This window comes from Streptomyces sp. NPDC002403, assembly GCF_053593015.1.
In genome coordinates this window covers 43,204-60,293 of sequence record NZ_JBSFBQ010000026.1, presented here as the reverse complement: position 1 = coordinate 60,293, position 17,090 = coordinate 43,204, and the positions used below count along the sequence as shown (strand labels likewise).

23 protein-coding genes are annotated in these 17,090 nt (G+C 67.9%); 18 read left to right on the top strand and 5 right to left on the bottom strand.

All coding sequences use genetic code 11. The annotated features are described in order from the left end of the window. Positions 1-53 precede the first annotated feature (53 nt). The gene (locus tag ACWCPY_RS25810) at positions 54-179 is read left to right on the top strand and encodes a DUF6207 family protein (RefSeq protein WP_451268818.1); all 126 of its coding nucleotides are present in this window, start codon (positions 54-56) and stop codon (positions 177-179) included. An 80-nt stretch (positions 180-259) separates the two neighbouring features. On the opposite strand, the gene ACWCPY_RS25805 is transcribed toward ACWCPY_RS25810, so the two are convergent. Further along, positions 260-682, bottom strand: coding sequence for a hypothetical protein (locus tag ACWCPY_RS25805; RefSeq protein ID WP_451268705.1), 423 nt, complete (start codon positions 680-682; stop codon positions 260-262). Between the two features lie 219 nt (positions 683-901). Between ACWCPY_RS25805 and ACWCPY_RS25800 the strand changes: the two genes are divergently transcribed. The 3 genes from ACWCPY_RS25800 to ACWCPY_RS25790 all read left to right on the top strand — a co-directional run bounded on the left by ACWCPY_RS25800 (position 902) and on the right by ACWCPY_RS25790 (position 4,112). Then, positions 902-1,717, top strand: a complete 816-nt coding sequence (locus ACWCPY_RS25800; RefSeq protein WP_451268703.1) for a TIGR02391 family protein — start codon at positions 902-904, stop codon at positions 1,715-1,717. Positions 1,718-1,909: 192 nt separating this feature from the next. Further along, positions 1,910-3,007, top strand: a complete 1,098-nt coding sequence (locus ACWCPY_RS25795) for a tyrosine-type recombinase/integrase (RefSeq protein WP_451268701.1) — start codon at positions 1,910-1,912, stop codon at positions 3,005-3,007. Positions 3,008-3,029: 22 nt separating this feature from the next. After that, positions 3,030-4,112, top strand: a complete 1,083-nt coding sequence (locus tag ACWCPY_RS25790; RefSeq protein WP_451268699.1) for a hypothetical protein — start codon at positions 3,030-3,032, stop codon at positions 4,110-4,112. A 124-nt stretch (positions 4,113-4,236) separates the two neighbouring features. Here ACWCPY_RS25790 and ACWCPY_RS25785 read toward each other — a convergent pair whose 3' ends face one another. The 4 genes from ACWCPY_RS25785 to ACWCPY_RS25770 form a co-directional block, all read right to left on the bottom strand. Further along, positions 4,237-4,587, bottom strand: a complete 351-nt coding sequence (locus tag ACWCPY_RS25785; RefSeq protein WP_451268697.1) for a hypothetical protein — start codon at positions 4,585-4,587, stop codon at positions 4,237-4,239. A 116-nt stretch (positions 4,588-4,703) separates the two neighbouring features. Beyond that, a complete protein-coding gene (locus ACWCPY_RS25780) occupies positions 4,704-4,910 on the bottom strand; it encodes a DUF6011 domain-containing protein (RefSeq protein ID WP_451268695.1) in 207 nt (68 codons plus the stop codon). 130 nt (positions 4,911-5,040) lie between these two features. After that, positions 5,041-5,373 carry a hypothetical protein gene (locus ACWCPY_RS25775; protein ID WP_451268693.1) on the bottom strand — a complete coding sequence of 111 codons (333 nt, stop codon included), beginning with the start codon at positions 5,371-5,373 and terminating at the stop codon, positions 5,041-5,043. Positions 5,374-5,383: 10 nt separating this feature from the next. Further along, the gene (locus ACWCPY_RS25770) at positions 5,384-5,827 is read right to left on the bottom strand and encodes a WYL domain-containing protein (RefSeq protein ID WP_451268691.1); all 444 of its coding nucleotides are present in this window, start codon (positions 5,825-5,827) and stop codon (positions 5,384-5,386) included. A 231-nt stretch (positions 5,828-6,058) separates the two neighbouring features. On the opposite strand from ACWCPY_RS25770, the gene ACWCPY_RS25765 reads away from it, so the two are divergent. The 14 genes from ACWCPY_RS25765 to ACWCPY_RS25700 all read left to right on the top strand — a co-directional run bounded on the left by ACWCPY_RS25765 (position 6,059) and on the right by ACWCPY_RS25700 (position 16,508). Next, positions 6,059-6,841: a hypothetical protein gene (locus tag ACWCPY_RS25765; RefSeq protein WP_451268689.1), complete on the top strand. Its 783-nt coding sequence runs from the start codon at positions 6,059-6,061 to the stop codon at positions 6,839-6,841. Positions 6,842-6,916: 75 nt separating this feature from the next. Continuing rightward, positions 6,917-7,906, top strand: a complete 990-nt coding sequence (locus ACWCPY_RS25760; RefSeq protein ID WP_451268687.1) for an ERF family protein — start codon at positions 6,917-6,919, stop codon at positions 7,904-7,906. Continuing rightward, the gene (locus ACWCPY_RS25755) at positions 7,906-8,424 is read left to right on the top strand and encodes a hypothetical protein (protein ID WP_451268685.1); all 519 of its coding nucleotides are present in this window, start codon (positions 7,906-7,908) and stop codon (positions 8,422-8,424) included. The genes ACWCPY_RS25760 and ACWCPY_RS25755 overlap by 1 nt, the downstream gene beginning before the upstream one ends. A 104-nt stretch (positions 8,425-8,528) precedes the next feature. Further along, positions 8,529-8,831 (top strand): hypothetical protein, encoded by a 303-nt coding sequence (locus tag ACWCPY_RS25750; RefSeq protein ID WP_451268683.1) that lies wholly within the window; start codon positions 8,529-8,531, stop codon positions 8,829-8,831. Beyond that, on the top strand, positions 8,828-9,745 hold the full coding sequence (locus tag ACWCPY_RS25745; RefSeq protein ID WP_451268681.1) for a hypothetical protein: 918 nt from the start codon (positions 8,828-8,830) through the stop codon (positions 9,743-9,745). Before ACWCPY_RS25750 ends, ACWCPY_RS25745 begins: the two co-directional genes overlap by 4 nt. Then, positions 9,742-10,179, top strand: coding sequence for a hypothetical protein (locus ACWCPY_RS25740; protein WP_451268679.1), 438 nt, complete (start codon positions 9,742-9,744; stop codon positions 10,177-10,179). Before ACWCPY_RS25745 ends, ACWCPY_RS25740 begins: the two co-directional genes overlap by 4 nt. Continuing rightward, complete coding sequence (locus ACWCPY_RS25735) at positions 10,176-10,592, top strand: hypothetical protein (protein WP_451268677.1); 417 nt, start codon at positions 10,176-10,178, stop codon at positions 10,590-10,592. The genes ACWCPY_RS25740 and ACWCPY_RS25735 overlap by 4 nt, the downstream gene beginning before the upstream one ends. A 434-nt stretch (positions 10,593-11,026) precedes the next feature. Continuing rightward, the gene (locus ACWCPY_RS25730; RefSeq protein ID WP_385543254.1) at positions 11,027-11,422 is read left to right on the top strand and encodes a hypothetical protein; all 396 of its coding nucleotides are present in this window, start codon (positions 11,027-11,029) and stop codon (positions 11,420-11,422) included. Beyond that, on the top strand, positions 11,419-11,691 hold the full coding sequence (locus tag ACWCPY_RS25725) for a hypothetical protein (protein WP_385543252.1): 273 nt from the start codon (positions 11,419-11,421) through the stop codon (positions 11,689-11,691). Before ACWCPY_RS25730 ends, ACWCPY_RS25725 begins: the two co-directional genes overlap by 4 nt. A 259-nt stretch (positions 11,692-11,950) precedes the next feature. Further along, positions 11,951-13,444: a transcriptional regulator gene (locus tag ACWCPY_RS25720; protein ID WP_451268675.1), complete on the top strand. Its 1,494-nt coding sequence runs from the start codon at positions 11,951-11,953 to the stop codon at positions 13,442-13,444. A 10-nt stretch (positions 13,445-13,454) separates the two neighbouring features. Further along, complete coding sequence (locus tag ACWCPY_RS25715; protein ID WP_451268673.1) at positions 13,455-14,243, top strand: DciA family protein; 789 nt, start codon at positions 13,455-13,457, stop codon at positions 14,241-14,243. Positions 14,244-14,276: 33 nt separating this feature from the next. Then, positions 14,277-14,420 carry a hypothetical protein gene (locus ACWCPY_RS25710; RefSeq protein ID WP_451268671.1) on the top strand — a complete coding sequence of 48 codons (144 nt, stop codon included), beginning with the start codon at positions 14,277-14,279 and terminating at the stop codon, positions 14,418-14,420. 187 nt (positions 14,421-14,607) lie between these two features. After that, positions 14,608-15,354 (top strand): ParA family protein, encoded by a 747-nt coding sequence (locus ACWCPY_RS25705; protein ID WP_451268669.1) that lies wholly within the window; start codon positions 14,608-14,610, stop codon positions 15,352-15,354. 2 nt (positions 15,355-15,356) lie between these two features. Continuing rightward, on the top strand, positions 15,357-16,508 hold the full coding sequence (locus ACWCPY_RS25700; protein ID WP_451268667.1) for a ParB N-terminal domain-containing protein: 1,152 nt from the start codon (positions 15,357-15,359) through the stop codon (positions 16,506-16,508). The last annotated feature ends 582 nt before the right edge of the window (positions 16,509-17,090 follow it).

The window sequence follows — 17,090 nt, the reverse complement described above, 5'->3', positions numbered from 1 at the left end:
GTAGAGCGACTATCAGAAATGCGTAGAGGAAGTCATCACCACCCAGACAGGCGCTGGACGCGATTGCCAAGCTCGGCGAGCAGTGGGCGACGTCGGGCCCGTCGGAGGTGTGGCGGGAACCGGGCGAACCGGGGGTGAGGGTGCGGACGTACGCGCAGGTGAGGCCGTCAGTAGGCTGACGTGCGGGTGCCTCCGACCACTTGTCCTGGTCGGAGGCACCGTTCTGTGCGGCTACTTGGATGCCTCGGTGGCGGGTGATCTACCAGTCGCGGGATGTGTTGTTGATGGCCATCCGGAAGACACCAGTGAGGTGCTCCGGCATTTGGTAGCCGACGACCTTGCCGAAGCCGGGGCCCTGGGCCTGGATCGGCGGCTTCATCCCATCCGGCCACCACCCTTCACGGACGCCGCGGTCGAGGATGCGCTTGAGGGCTGCGCTGTGGCCGCGGAGGCTGGTGTCTTCGCCGTCGCGGAGGTCGTCGGCACTGACGTACCCGTTGCGGTCGGCGGCTTCCTTGACGATGCGTTGGGCTCGGGCGGGGAGGGCAAGGTAGTAGCGGCTGGCTCGTTCCTTGGTCCAGGTGGTGTCGGTGTGGACTTGGCCGGCGTGTTCGGCGAGGAGAACGAGGAGTCGCTCCTGGAAGTCGTTGGTGGGGTCCTCCACCGTGACGGTGATCTTCATGTGGCCTCCGTGGCAACAGACGTGGATAGACATCGTTCTTACGTGAACGACGGTACGGCACTGAACCTCGTTTGTCAGCCGTTAACTCAGGTTCATTGCAGCGAGGTTGGGACAGTCGAGCCCGGGCAATCACCCCACGCAGCGCACCCACCGGACTGACGTGGAAGAAGCCCCCATATCCATGGAACGTTCCTCTGATGAGCTGACATCATCAGCCGCATGGACGCAGCGAAGAACCCCCAGTACCTCCGCAGGATTTCCGATGCCCTGACAGACTTTCAGAAGGCCCTGACGGACTTCCTCGCTCTGCACGTTGAGACACAAGCTATGGGAATAGGCAGGGCGCTGTTCCCTTCCGTCGTACCCGCCGAGGGGACCAGCCCTGAGGCGATAGCGGAGGCCAGCAAGCGCGTCGCCCTTGCTGCGGGACGGGCCGCAGCCGCCCCCGGCTTGACGAGTATGTATATCGGCGTGAGCGGGCATGGGGAACCGGTTGATCCCGTAGCTGCCTGGCGAACGATGACACAGCCCAAACCGCTGTTGGATGCTGGTGACGTTCTCGACGCGGTGGATCAAATGCTCGGCCGGCTGGAGGCAATGACGTGGAAGGCCGAGGCAGAGCTGCCTCCCACCACGGGAGTTGAGGCGATGCACCCCACTATATGGGGAGCAGCAAAGAAGCTATGGCTGGATGGACACTTCCGGCTGGCTGTTCAGTCGGCAGCGGAGACTCTTACGGCGCAGCTCAAGGCCCGCACCGGTCTGCAGAACCTGGATGCCACCAACGTGTACGAGAAGGTGTTCGCCAAGAGCGCCCCCTTGCTGCAGTGGCCGGGTGATCCTGGTGACCGAACGGTCAGCTCGATGCAGAACGGTCTGGCCAAGTACGCCCCAGGCGTCAACATGACGGTACGCAACACGGCCACGCACGACACCGGGGACGACATGACAGCTCAGGACGCGCTGGAGCGGCTCGCCGCCCTGAGCCTTCTGGCGCGTTGGGTTGATGAGTGTGAGGACGTCGCCTCACCTTAGGATCGCGCACAGCGAAGATTCGCACTGTTCGAACGATGCCCCCGCCGCGGCAATCGGGCGGAGGCATCGTTCTGTCTGGCTCCAGATAATGTTCCTTCGGTCCAGCGATCGACGTGCCGGGCGGAACGCAGCGTCTCACCTCGGATAACCTCTCCTTATCCGAGGTAATGAACGGGCGTCAGGATGGAACACGTGCACGACATCGAACCGGCCAACGCCACCGCTCTCACCCCGGCCGCCACGGAGCGGGCCGCGCTCGTCGAACGATGGGCCGCCCGGCACGGAGTCGAGGCCGCAGCCCGACTCGCGCAGGCCGAGGACTTCGCCGACGCCGTCTCGGCCGAGATCCGCCCGGAGAACACCGAGGACACGTACACCAAGTCCTGGCGCGTATGGGAACGGTTCTGCGCGGCGCAGAGCTTCCCCGTCACCGAGGGCTCCCGCGGCGCGCTGGTCGCCTACGTCGCGTGGCTGCTGCGCGAGGGGCGTCAGAAGCCAGGCCCCGGCGGGGTGTTGGGGTACGCGCCAGCCAGTGCACGCCTTCACCTGGATGCTGCGATCGTTGGCCTGCGCCGGGCCGGCCACACCGTCACGAAGGACGACGCCGCCGAGGCCCGCGTGGCGCTGGACGGCCTGGAGGTCAAGCTCATCAAGGCCAAGGAGCGGCGCGGTCGCGGCCAGGCCGTGGCCGCCGACCCGGACGGGCTGTACGCCATCGCCGCCGCGTGCGACGACAGCCTCGAAGGTCGACGCGACCTCGCCCTGATCCTCACCGGCTTCCACTACGCCTCCCGCGCCTCGGAACCCGCAGGCCTGCTGAACGCGGACGTGTCGGTACGGGCCAAGGGACTCGTCGTCTCCGTTCTCACAGGCAAAACGAAGCACAGCGTCCGCAGCCCGAAGATTCCCTACGCCTCCGACCCGACGATCTGCCCCGTGCGCGCATGGATCGCCTACCGTGAGGCCCTCGTCGCCCACGGCGGAAGCGCGCACCGGTCGCCAACTGACTCCGCTTTCCACTGGATTGACCAGCACGGTAACATCCGCGGCCCGCTCGGTCCGGACGGCGTGACCCAGGCCATCAAGCGGATCGCCGCCCGCGCCGGGATCCCTGTGAAGTGGACCGGGCACTCGCTGCGCTCCGGCCTGGCCTCCACCGGGCGCCGCAAGGGGAAGGATGCGGTCGCGATTGCCGACCAGGGTGGATGGGCCCGTCACAGCCGTTCCATGCTCGGATACATGCAGCGCGACGACGGGTGGGACGACAATGCTTCCGCAGGACTGACCTGATGACGACCAGCGGGAGACACCGATGAGCCCCCAGCAGTACAGCGCCCCGTCGGTCCGGCAGCTCGCCGCGGCAGTCGACTCCATGGCCGGGCAGGTGTCGGAGGGCCGGCTGCGGCAGCTGCGGATGGTGGTCGGGATGTTCGACCGGGCTGTGGGCCGGGACGAGATGCCGGGCCGGGCGTCCCGGACCGCGGCCCAGTTGTTTACGTGGGCGTCGCTGCGCCCGTTCTGGGAGCTCGCGGCAGATGGGCAGTTGCGGCACCTGCAAAGGGACGTCGGGAAGCCGTTGCCGGAGTGGACGCTTCGGATTGTGCGGGACTGTCTGAAGATCCTTGCCCGTGAGGTGCTGCCGGCGGGGAAGACGGTGCGCCTGCCGTCGGTTGCGAACCCGGAGCCGAAGCCCACCGTGGGTGGCCGGTCGCTGGATGCCCTGTACCGGGGGATGGTGGACCTGGCCGGGCAGGGGCCGCTGGAACGGGACGGGACAGCCTTGTCGTACGAGGACCGGACCCGGTTGCTCGCGATCGTGGCGGTGGTGCTGGACGCGGCCCCACGGTCGGGGGAGTTGGCGGCGCAGTCCTTGTCGGATCTGGCTGCGGGCGAGACGGCGGTGGCGGTGCGCCGGCAGCAGCAGAAGGCGCCCCCGAACCGGGTCGAGGAGATCGCGGCCCTGGCGGAGGTGGGGACGGAGGCGGCCCGGTCGGTGCTGGGTGGCTGGCTGGAGCGGGTGTCGGAGGAGACCCGGCAGCGGGTCCTGGCCGCGGTAGCCGAGCTGGATCCGTTGCCGGAGGTCGAGTGGTACCCGCTGCGGGAGGGTTCCCAGGTGGCGGTGCGCCGCTGGTTGAAGGTGCGGCAGGGCCTGGTGGAGTCGCTGCCGCTGGAAGGTGCGAAGACCGCACTGTGGGTGTCGATCGTGCCATCGAAGGCCGGCCCGCCGGGGGTGCCCCTGCGGCCGCAGGGGTTGCGGCAGGCGTACGCGCGGGGGATCACGGCGCTGAACTGGGTCATGGCCGGGCAGTACGGGTGGGAGCCGTTGCCTACGACGATGGAGCAGATCCGCCGGTCCGTCGAGGCGGTGCCGTTGGAGGAGCCTCCGGCCGGCTGATGTCGACGGGCGGTCAGAGCGGGTTGCCCGTACGGTCGGTGTGGGCGCCCTGACAGGACGGTGCTCGTGTGGCCCCGCGATCGCTTCGCACGTTCCGCGGGGCCACCTGCCATTACCAGCGGGATTACTCAAAGTCGCAGGTCACGTTGCCGCCGCTGTCGGCAAGCTCCTGGGCGCGCTCCAAGGTCTTGGGCTGGTAGCGCGGTCCGCAGATCGTGACTAGGCCGCCAATGTTGGACTGGTAGACCGTGATGACGCCGCCGTGGTGGCTGCAAGCTCCTCGCTTGCCGATAGATGAGGAATGCCATCCATCGGAGCAGCCCTGCCCCTGGTAGACCCACTGAATGGGGGTCCCCGTGGCTGAAGCGCTCGGGCTGGGCTTGCTGTCGGCCTTCTTGTCGTCGCCGTCTACCAGATCGATGAGGTTGCCGAGGATGACGATGAACAGCCACGCACCGACAACGTAGGCGACCAACTTGCCAAGGCTGCGCGTGGCCCTTCGTATGCCGCTGGGCGGAGTGAGTCTCGGGGTGTCCATAGGGTCTCTCCCAGTACTGGGCATGTGTCGGGATCATCCCAGACATAGGGGGCTCAGGTTCCTGGGAGCGTGTCCTGCTCGACCTGGTGTTCAGCGGCGGGTCGGGGCCGGCGATTGGGGTCGCATTCTGGCCCGTACCCGGTGAGTCGGGAGTCGAGGTTGGTGAGGGAGCGCCCGCACTTGCGGCAGTACCGGTGCCGGTAGCCGGCCTCTGGCGCCCCGATGAGGGCTTGCTGCTGGTTCCGATCGTCTCGGTCCATGTGGCCAGTGTCCTGGAAGTGGTGGCGGTGTGGTGAGCGGGCGCACTACAATCGCCGTCATCTGACGGGTGTGCCCGGCAGGTTGAGGCCACCACCCGGTTCGGGGCGGTGGCCTTCGGTGTTCACGGGGTCAGCAGAAGTCGGCCTGCCGGAAGGGGCAGCCTCGACTGTCCCGCCAGTCGATGACACCCTTCGGGCGGCTGCGCATCTGGTGCAGTCCTGCCTGGCCGGGCCGAAGGGTGGCGTGGGCCCAGAAGTCGTCCAGCGGAACGTTGGTTCCGGCCTCAGTGCGGATGGTGACGCCCGGGCCGGAGAGGAACTTCCACCAGGTGTCAGTACAGATGACGCCCTGCTCGTCGTGTGAACGCCACAGGAACTCCCAGCCGCCTACGTGCTGGCCGATGTGCAGGCCATCCCCGTCGCCGCCGGAGAAGGGGCCGACCGCGTAGTAGTTGATGGACATTCGATTCTCCCTAGGCCGCAAGGCCGGTGTCGGACTGGATGAGGGTACGGGGGGTGTGGTCGGCGTCGTCCTGGTCGCGAGCGAGCTCGTACAAGAACAATGCCTCCGCGCTGTCGGCCGGCGCCGGGGCGGGACGTACGTACTTAGCGGGGGCCGGACGGTCGAGGGCGTAGGCCATGCGGTGCACCGTGTAGGCGGCAATCTGACTGACGTTGAAGGTGCGCTCGGCGGATCGGATGCGCGGGTCGGCCTGCATCTCGGTGGCGCGAAGCCGGCACATGGCCACGATCTCGATGCCCTCGCTGGTGGTGCGAACCTCGTGCACTTCAACCGTTCGGATCGTCTCAACGCCGTGCTTGTCGACGTAGGTGATGGTGACGGCGCGCTGGGCATCGAGGGCCCGGTACAGGTCGGCGAGGGTCTTGGTGCTGCTCTGCTGGTTCGTGTGTCGCATTCGGTGCCCCCGCTGTGTGGTTGGTGTGTGACCACCGTCCCACATTCCCCTTGCGAACACAATGGGAATGTGGGTAGAGTTCTGGTTGTCGGGACAGCCCCGGCGGCAGGCGCTACCCCAATGAGCATGGCGCCCGCAATGGAAAAGGAGGAAACTGGCGTGGCCAACGCCCCCAAGAAGCGCCCGCCGAACCCCAGGTCCGACCGGCGCTCGCCGAGAGGACCCCGCCCCGTGCCCACCAACCGCGAACTGCGCACCGGCCTCGTCGCCGCATCCGACCGCCTTCGGGAGGTCGACTCACCCGACCTGGCCGCATGGGTCGACGAGGTCCTCGCCCCCAGGGGCTGGGCTGCTCTGCGCGCCACGGACCCCGACGGAACCGCCGGCCCCAACCTGTCAGTGATGCTGGACAAGGCTGCGCGGGATCAGATCGTGGCCGCCGCGGAGGCCGCCGGTACGTCAGTGACGGACGTCGTCAACGACGGGTTCCGCAGTCTCCTCGCCGGGGAGTACACCCCGCGCAAGCCCGTCCGGGCCCGGTACGGCGCCTCCGCTGAAAAGGTCAACCTCAACATCACCCCGGCCCTTTCGCTGCGCCAGCAGGTCGAGGAGGCGGCAGGCATGTCCGCGGCGCACGTGGCGGCGGACCACCTGATGCGCACGTACAAGGCCGGCCCGTACGCGGGGGACAGTGCGGCTGCCCCGCCTGCGACTGGCACGTCACGCAACCCCCAGGTTCCGCGCACGGTGCGGGACGCGATCCGCGCCCAGGCCAAGGCCGCCGGCCGCATGGTCACCGACGACGTCACCGAGGGCTTCCAGAAGTACCTCAGCGGCGAGTTCACGCCGGACGCCCCGGTGTGGGCGGACACGTCGGACATGGTGAATCTGCGGATCAACCCGAACGACGACCTCTATGTACAGGTGGCGTCCGCCAAGGGCCTGCGCCCCCTGCAGGTCGCCATCGCGTACCTGCTGCACAAGTACGACGTCGCCCCGGGCGCGTCCGAGTAGTCAGCCCTGACGGGGTGGGCCTGGACGCCGACAACCACGCCCACCCCGCGTAGCAACAACCTCACAGGAGACCTCATGGCTACGGCCGTCGAGGCCCCCGCCAGCAACACGGCGGAGGGCCCCACCTCGCACACCCAAAATCAGGCCCACCCCACCATCCACCAGCTGATGGCACTCGTCATGCGGGACGTCAGGGACGTTGGCAAGAACGGCTTCAACGACCACCAGAAGTACAAGTTCCGGGGTGTCGACGACTTCATCGGAGCCCTCGCCCAGCCCCTCCGGGACCACGGCGTCTTCATGATGACGGAGATCCTCGACTTCCAGACCTCGGTGCGCGGGAAGATGAATGCCGTTCACCTGCGGGTCGCGTTCCACTTCTACGGCCCGGCCGGCGACAAGGTCACCGCGACCACGCTGGGCGAGGCGTCCGACACCGCCGACAAGGCATCGAACAAGGCAATGTCCGCAGCGTTGAAGTACGCGCTCATGCAGACGTTCATGATCCCGGTCGATGCGGGGTCCCTCGACGACGGCGACCGCGACCACCCCGCCGCACAGAGCTCCCCGGCCGACGCGTACATGGAGCGGCTCCGCAAGCCGACCGTGTGGAACAACGTGACGGCGCTGCTGGCGATGCACACGGAGGCGAAGGGCGATGGGCTCCTGAATGCGACCGTGCACGGCCCGAACGGCCAGACCACGCTCGGGGACCTCCTGGTAGCCCGCGGCACCCAGCTCAAGGGTGAGGCCGCAGCCCGGGAGGAGCGCAAGGCGCAGGAGGCCCCCGCCGCGGCTGCACAGGTTGCCGCCGAGCACGGCGCATCTGCCGACCAGGTGGACCAGCTCATGGCCCAGGTGCAGCGGCACTGGAACGACCCGATGGAACTGACGAAGGACATGGCCGAGGCCACCCGCCGCAACGTGGCGCTGACGGAGGTCGATGGGCCCCACGGCGGGATGGTCCAGTTCGGCGCGATGGTCACCACCCGCATTGCCGAGCTCAAGGAGCAGGCCCGCCAGGCCGAGCAGAACGCCCACGCCCCGGAGAGGAGCGCCGCCTGATGAACGCACTGACCCCCGCAGCTGAAAAGCTGCTCCGCGCTCTCGCCCGCGCTGACAAGGGGGATGGCGTGCACGTCCGCTATCTCTCCCGTGGTCGTTACTACTGGGATGCGAGCGGCGCCGCGTACAACCGGGCCAGCTTCTATCCCCTGTACGACGCCAAGCTGTTGGCCGGCTGGGACGGCGACGGTGGCTTCGTTCGCGTCACTGAAGCCGGCCGGCAGCTGCTGACCGATCTCGACGCCGCGGCCAAGCCGAAGCGCGAGAAGAAGCCCCCGAACCCCGAGTCGCCGGCAGCAATCCGCGCCCTTCGTGTCATCGCCGCCCTGCCGCAGCCCGTCCGCCCGTACAGCGGCGCGCGGCGCGGCCTGTGGGCCCTTGGCTCCCGCGACGGACACGGCACCACCGAGGTGCTGATCTACGCCATGGGGAAAGCCGGCTACGTGCGGATCATCCACGGCCCGCACCTCAGCACGTCCATCGAAATCACCGACGCCGGCAGAGCCCGGCTCAAGTGACCGCTAGCTCTACCTGAGCACCTGATCCACCGGCCGGTCCCATTCGGGGCCGGCCGCAGCCTTCTGCACACCTGCCCATCTGGCGCCCCGACGAGGAGGAGGCGATGTCCGTGTACCCGATAGCCGTAGCCGTGTTCGCCGTCCTGACCGCGGGCGCCTGCCTGGCGTGGTGGCGGCTGCGCAACCTGCAGCGTCTGATCCGACTGGAGAGGGCCGCGGTCCGCCTGACGGAGGCCGCTCACCACCGAGACGCCGAGGCGTTCAAGCGCCGGATCCGGGCCGCGGTCGCCGAACAGCGGGCCGCCGAACTGCGCGAGCAGCTTCTCGCCGACGCCGAGCAGATCATCGCCGCCGAGTACGCCCGCACCACACGCCACAACCCGCAGGAGGGGGACACCACACCATGACGGATCCGATCGCAGCCCGGCAGCAGCTAACCGACGACCGGCACTACAAGTACCGGGGGTGCGCCCCCGACGAGGACAACCCGACCATGTCGGCCGCGGACCCGGACGTGCCTTTGGACGCGTGGGGCCCGTACACCGGTGACGGTGCCGAGCCGCAGAAGACCCGGATCGACCGGGAGAAAGCCGCCATGGCGATCTGCACGCGGTGCCCGGTCCTGGCCCTGTGCCGCACCTACGCCAACACCACGGTGGTCGACACGGAGGGTGTCGAGCACCTGGTCGAGCCGGAAGGGGTCATGGGCGGGGAGCTGGCCCTGACCCGGCACCGCGCGCTGATCGCCCGCCGGCACGCCGCTACCGTCGGCACCGCCCCGGCGGCAGAAGCGCTGGCCGTGCCGGTGGCCCGGGACCTGTCCGAGGGCCGCACCTCGCAGAAGCGCGCCGTCCTAGTCGCCCTTGCCCGCGAGACCGATCCCGAACTTGTCGCCTACCAGGCCGGGATGGACCTGCGCACCGCGAACTGGCACCGCAGCGCACTCGTCACGATGCTCGGCCTGGACAAGGAACGCGCGACCCGCGACCAGCTCCTGACCGCGGCTGTCGACCAGGGGCTACTGCCCCGCTCGACCCGGATTCGCCCGGACGGGCCGTGGGCGTACGCCGCGGCGCCGACGACGGACGGGGCCCGGCAGCGCCGCATCGCCCCCGGCCGCCCCGTCCAGCTGATCCTGCCCGGCCTGGAGGGCATGCCTCGCGGCGGCCGCACCCCGGCTCGTCCCGGCCGGCCGCCCGCACGCCGGGCCCCTGCTTCCCTGCCGCACCGTCCCGCGCTGCGCCGCCTCACCCCTGTGCGGACCGTTCTACAGACCCATATCCCGCTCGTCCCGACCACCGTGCTGGAGCCCGCCGCATGACCACCCACCACACCCCCGCCCCGGCCGCCCCCGTCACGGACCTTACGGCCGGGCCCGATGGCGACCAGGCCCTCGCCGACCGGTGCCAGTCCTCCGGGGACTACCTCGCCGGACTCATCGCCGCCGGGACCCTCGAAGCTGCGGGCACCGTCCGTAAACTGCCCGCCGACCTCTTCCCCGACTGGGACCCCGTCATGGTCGAGGCGGTGTGGCAGGCTGCCCTCCCGGTCGGGTTCCGCGCCGGCCAACTCTCCGTCCGCCCATCCTGGACACCCGACGCCCTGAACCGGCTCCGCGCCGAACTGGCGAACGCCGGATACACGGCCATGGGCAACCTGGCCGCACGCTCCGCCGCCATCCACCCACCCCGGCACCCCGCCGACCACGAACTCGACGCCGCAGCCAGTGCCATGCGGGACGGAGGCCACCCGTGACGTACACCGCCACCAACCGGGACCTCTTCGACGACAAGAAGCGGCTCCGGTACCTCGAAGCCGTAGCCGCCGGCATGACCCTCGCCGACGCGGCCGCCACCGCGGGCATCCACCACAACGTCCCGCCCCGCCACGCCCGCACCAACCCCGCCTTTGGCCGGGCCCTCGTCGACGCGAAGGCCGTGGGGAAGAAGGTGCGGCAGGAGAACGTGGAGCACGGCGAGTACCGGTACAACTGCCTCCAGTGCCGGTGTGATGTGTGCTGCACCGCCGCCACCAAAGGCCGCGCCAAGCGACGGGCCGCCGCCCAACCCGCAGAGGCTGACGGGCAGCCCGAGGCGGTGGGGCAGGTCCGGGAAATCCGGCCCGAGCCCAAGCCTTTCTCTTCCTTTTTGCTGGCCAGGGCTTCTTGAAGGGGTACCGGGCCACCCGAGCAAGATCACGTTACTTGGTGTGAATTTTTATTGGACAGAGATCGCCGCCCGCACAGCCGTGCGATGAGCTGCCTATCTGATGACAAGTCCGATCAACGACACGATTAGCAAGGGGTGAGACAAGTGGAGCGCGGAACGGGTAGGCTCAGCCTGGCGCCAGACGACCACTCAGAAATGGGAACGGCCGGACGGGGTCACCAAGACAATAGGAAAGCCCCCGCAGTACCCCAGATGTTTGCCGCATCTGGTGCGGGGGCGGACCGACACCACACTCCACTAAAAGAAGGTGCCAGTTCTATGGCGAAGCTTACCCGGGGATCCGGGCTATCAGACAGTGGGACCTCGCACTCCGGCGTGAACATCACACCGCCGTCGCAGCGTAGGGGCCCTGTCACCGCTACTTCACCCACCGCGTGACCGCCGTCGTCCGGCAGCTCCGTCGGACCGCGACCGCTCAGGGCACCCCCATGGTGTATCCCGAGCCGCTGGACTACTGCGAGTGCAACCGAGGCCCGGTCATCGGCGCCGTGATTGCCTACGCCGACCGGCTCCAGTTCTTCCCGCTCAGCAACAAGAAGGCCGAGTTCCCGGACAACGTGGCGTACCTCCGGTGCGTCGACTGCGTTGCCGACATCTCGATGGACATCGCCAACGGCGTCATCGAGGAGCGGATGAAGGAGATGGCCAGCCAGCGCGCCACAGAGATGGACGCCCTGATGCGCCAGAACGTGATGCGCAAGGAAGCCGGTCTTCCGATCGTCCCGTCGATCCCTTCCAGGGACTACGGCTGGACGGAGGGCGAGCGATGAGCCTCGACCGCGCCACGAAGCTGCGCTATCAGAAGCTCGAAGCCCAAATTGCCGCCCTCGGTGGCAATGACGTCCCGATGACCACCGAGGAACTGCGCGACCTCCTCGGTGCGATCATCCACGGCCACAGCCGCAAGGACTCCACGGACTGGGACCTGAACCTCGCGATGATCGGCGTCGAGAAGCACGTCGAGCTCCGCATCCAAGACTTCCTGGCCAAGCAGGCGCAGGGGCAGACCTCACCCAGTAAGGGAGATCAGGTGACGTAGCGACGTTCTAAGCGGGAGGTCCTGTGCCCTTTGACGGGGGCACTTCCTCTACCGCCGGCCGCTGGTGTTGACGCACCATGCGCGGCCACTTCCTACGGCTCGAAGTTGACGCTTCGAGCTAAGGCCCGACTCTCAGATCCGGTTTGACGACCGGGACCGAGCAGGTCGAGCGAACAACAGGTTCGTCCAGAACCACTTCACCTTCACCAGCAGTGAGAGCCCCTTCGGCGTTCTCGCGTTCAGTGAAAGCAGGTACATAGTGCCGTACGCGCACACCGCTTGTCAGCTTCCGCACGCCCGGACGGGCGATTCACCCCAAAAGTCCCCCGCTTCCGGCGGCATCCCGTGCCAGCAAACTCATGGCGACACGAACACCCCGCATGACACGTTCGAACGCGTGTGCGAGTACAGTGCGGGGTCCGGTCGTGGTGCCAGCCTGCGGGTGATCGCAGCCAGCCAGTGGCTGAACACCACGACCGGGCGCATCGCGACCTGCCCCTACTCCTGGATGCAGGCCGTCCACTGGGTAGGCGGCTCCGGCCTCTACACCCCGTCCCGCACGCACGGACCGAAATGGGGGCCGACGACCGTGCTCATCGCACAGGAGATCTCCGCCCTCGCCGAGTGCCGGCCGAGCGTCGCCTACCTCGCCCGAAAGCTCAAGCTCTCCGAACGGACCGTGCAGTACCACCTCGACATGCTCCGCGAGGCCGGGCTGCTCGTGTATCGCAGTAAGGGCACCCGGCTCACCGGTCGCATCAACCAGGCCTCCGTGTTCGAGCGGACCGTCCCCGTCGAGTTCGACGAAGCACTCGGCATCCGCACGGTCGGCGAAGGCCCCGAGCGGCGCCCTGTAGGCATCGCCGAAGAAGGCCGGAAGCTCATCGGGAAGCTCGCCAAGAAGGCCGCCCGGAAGGTACGTCGCCGCCGCTCGAAGACCCGTGCTTCGGGTAGGTCGCGTTGCACCCCAATGCAGGGTGGTACCTCAGCGTCTTCTACTGCCGGTACTTCCACATCTCCCTCTGAGACAAAGCTCGCTAGCGGGAGCCACAGTCACCCCACCCAGAAGAAGACCAGCCGCGGGCCGCAGAAGCTCAACAAGATCGGTCGCCGCTACCAGCTCGGGCAGGAACTCGTCACCAACGTGCCGTGGCTGCAGAAGGCATCCGCCCCCCGCATCTCGTGGATTGCCCGGCACTGCGCCGACGCCGGATGGACCTGGCGAGAGGTTCAGGCCGCTGCCGAGGAGCACAGCCCGATCGATCCCGCAGACACCCGCCGACCGTCCGGTCTCCTCGCCCACCGCATCAAGGGCGTCCACCTGCTTTACGCCACGCCCGGGGCCCGCCAGCAGATGGTGCTGGCATGGCAGGAGTCCACCGCGCAGGAACACTTCCGGCACTCCGGCTACGACGCACCTGCCCCGCACGCAGCCCCGGACGACGTTGAGGTCAGTGAGGCACAGGCCGCGTTCGGTGCCGCTATGCGCGCCGCGAATGCCACCCGCACTACGAGCACCGGCGGCAATGACGGGCTCATCCCAGCCGGAGAAATCGACCTTCACGCGCTCAGCCCGCACGAGATCGGCATGCACCGTGCCTTCGCCGCCGATGACCCCACCTACGTTCGCTCGTTGCTGGACACGCTGAGCGAGACCGCAGTCCGGCAGCTTCTCACCAGCAAGCTCGTCGACCAGGCCCTGGTCGCGCTTCGTCTCACCACCCCGACCCCGACCCCTGCCCCGGCGTTCTGAGGAGGACCCGATGCCAGACACCACATCCCAGCAGCCGGCCCCCGGCCGGGACCTGGCCCGTCTCGCTCTCGCCCAGTACAAGGCCAGCACCAGAACCACAAAGACCACAGGCCCAGCTCGCCGTCTCCGCCCTGCCGCACGCACAGGCAGCCGCCGGGATCCTGCAGGACTCGGCGCAGTCCTCGCCACCATGACCGGCGAACTCGGCTGGAAGCCCGGCGTCGAAGGCGGCGACATCCTCGAGAGGTGGTCAGAGCTTTGTCCGCAGTACGTCGGGAGGGTCGAGCCCGTCCACTACGACACCGAACGCCGCGTCCTGGAACTCCGGCCCTGCTCCCCCGCCTACGCCGCCCAGCTTCGGCTCCTCGGCGGGCAGCTCGCCAAGCAGATCAATGACAAGCTGGGCTCCGAGGTCGTCCGCGCAATCCGACCCCTGCCCGTCGGTCAGATTGGCGCCGCGTCCATGGATCGGCCGGCCGCCAATCCGGAAGCGGCTACTGCGGCGCCGGTGAAAACCCGGGCCACCGCCTCCCCCGGATACCAGGCCGCGCTTGCTGCGATCCAGCCAAGTGCTCTTCGAACCGTCGACCCCCGCGTCGTGGCAGCAATGGAGCGGCAGGCCCACGCCATACTCCGCGAGCCTGAAGACGCGTTCACCGACGCTGTCGTGGCCCGCCAGGAAGTCGAGGAGAGCTCCAAGGGAACAGCCGATCTACTGCTGGCCAGCATCGAGGCCGCCCTCACGTACAAGTACGGCGGCGCAGGCCAGCCTGTCCGCCGCGCCTTCGACGTTGCGTGACTACCCGTACATCCCCACCCCAGGAGCCACACCATGTCTGAACCCCGGCAGCAACAAACCGTGGAACTAACGAAGCCGGCCTACGCGAACCTATTTCGTGAGCCGATATTCGAACCTGCCGCCGAGGCGGAGCAGAGCACTGACGAGCGGCTGCACGGCGAAGACGACGCCCGCTGAGTTTTACGGCCGTAAAACAGCTCCCTCGCTCACGCACGGGCCCGTGCACGGTTCGGGCGCCCTGACGTTTTTACGGCCGTAAAACTTGGCCCCGCCCGCCCGCCGTCTCCGAAGCACGCCCGATGGTCTGAGAGACTGCCAGCAGTCCGGAGTACCGGAACATCGGGAAGTAATCGGAGACAGCAAGATGCCATACATCACCGTGCTCTTGAACAGGAAGGGCGGGGTGGGCAAATCGCTCATCACGGTCAACCTGGCCGCGGTCTATGCAGAGATCCTCGGCAGCAGCGGAGCCGGCGGCGAGAACCCGTCCGTGGCGGTCGTGTCGATAGACCCCCAGGCCACCAGCGTTGAACACGCCGAAGAGGTCAGGAAAGCCGGCCGCGACGTTCCCTTCCGAGTGGTGAACGCCCACAACAACGTTGCGCAGCTTCGCCGCCTTCGCCGTGCCAAGGCCGACTTCATCATCGTCGACACCCCTGGCTTCATGCCCCTCAACGAAGAGGATGAGAACGACGAGTCGATCGACCCACTGGGCGACGGCACCGTAGGTGACGCCCTGCGCGCCATCCTCGATGTCGCAGACGACGTCATCGTCCCCCTCGAGGCCGAAGGCGCCGCGTTCAGACCGACGAAGACCACCATCGAACGGGTACTCATCCCGCGCCAGATCCCCTACGGCGTTCTCGTCAACAACTGGGACCCGCGAGACGGCGAAGCGGACCGCGACCGGACCATCAGCATGGTCGAGCGCCGCGGCTGGAACCGCTACAACACGACGATCCGCCACTACAAGCCGCACGCACGCGGCATCATCAACGGGCGATTCTGCACCCAGTACGAGTCGAACCACACCTCGACCAAGGCCAAGCAAGACTTCATGGCCCTCGCTCTTGAGCACCAGATCCGCCGCCAGAAGCAGGCGGCCCTGTGACGATGTCCAAGCACGACGAGTTCGACGACTTTCTCGACGACGACGAAGAAGCCCCGATTGTCGACACACGGGCTGACGGCCGGCTCCTTCGTGTTCCCTTGCCGCGCCTGTCCCCCAACAGGGTCAACCCGCGGAAGGACTTTGGTTCCCTGGAAGAGCTGGAAGACTTCGGCCGTAGCTTGAAGCGTCGCCAGATTCAGGCCCTGCCTGTGGTGACGCGTACCGCCTACCTGAAGCTGTGGCCCGAGCACGAAGAGAAGGTCGGCAACGTCGACTTCGTCATCGTCAGCGGGGAGCGCCGCTTCCGGGGCGCCTCTGCGATCGGTCTTCCGACGCTCGAGTGCGTCATCAACGACGACGTGGCCGAGACCCGAAAGACGTTCCTCGACGCTGTCGTGTCGGAGAACATCGACCGCCAGAACTTCGACGCAATCGAAGAGGCAAACGCAGTCGATGTTCTGGTCGAGGCGTTTGGCACAGCAAGGGCGGTAGCCGAGCACTACGAGCGCGGTGACGCGTGGGTGTCTCAGCGCCGCGTCCTGCTCCGGCTCGCCCCCGCCGCTCAGGACCTGGTTCGCCGGCGTGAGCTTCCGCTGGAGTACGCGCGGAAACTGGGAAAGCTGGTCAAGGACCACGGCTGGGAGCAAGCGGAGCAGCTGGCCTGGTGGGAGAAGGAGCAGCAGCGGCAGCGGGAAAGGAAGAGCGCTGCCGCCGAGGCCCGGCGGACTCCTCCCGCCAAGGCTGCGGTGGCGCCAAGTTTTACGGCCGTAAAAACGCAGCCCGACGTAGGCCGGACGTCCGCCGACTCTGCCGCGGTAGAACCCGCGAACGCATCGGCTAAGCAGCCGGTCAAGGAGCAGCCGGCACGGAAGGCAGATACGGAAGCGCGCGAGTCGGAGCCGACTGAGGCATCGCTGCCGGAACCTCGACAGGGCGGCACGGCCGAGTCTCCGGCTACAGGTACACAGCCGGCAGAACTGGGCGAGACCGGTACGGACGCGGACTGGGTGCTACCGCCCGGCCTCGGGTGGGAGCCGGTGCTCCACGGGCTGATGGCGGGGATGGGGGAGCTCGACCGGCACATGCTGACACGACGGCTAGCCAAGGTCATGGAAGAGGAGCTCGCGACGGCTCCACAGCCGAGCAGCTCGTGACCATGATGCTCTGACAGAACTGCGGCCCCGTTCTTCCGCCCGGTGGCGGGAAGCGGGGCCGTTGTCGTGTGCGGTCGGAACCGGTCGAAAAGTCTCGCTGCGCCAGGGTTTTTCAGTCACCCGACCGAGTGATAAGACGTCACACCCCTTCCCCGTGCACACACCACCGACTTGGCTGGATCTGTCGCCGCCCCACGAGGTGGCCGGCCGCAGGGGCGGAGGTCTCCCCTTGCCGGGATCGCAGCGCCTCCGCCCCCGCACCCCACCCACCACCAGGTTCGTGCAGCCCCTCCCAGCGTGGAGCGAGCCCGGACTACAATCACCGTCATCTGACGGGCGTGCCCGTGAGGTCTCAGGCCCTCGGCTCGAGGCGGGTCGTTGTCGGCAAAACTCCAACCCCCACGGTCCGGGGGCTTCCTCATGCCCCGACCCAGTCCCCAAGACGGAAGTGGCCGGGAGAGTACCCCGGCAGGGGTCACGACCGGATCAAAACTCAGGCACGGCTTACCGACATGGCGACATTGGTGCCACAGTGGGCACTCCCTGGTAGGCCACCGGCAGCCGAACCGGGGGAGACCCGCG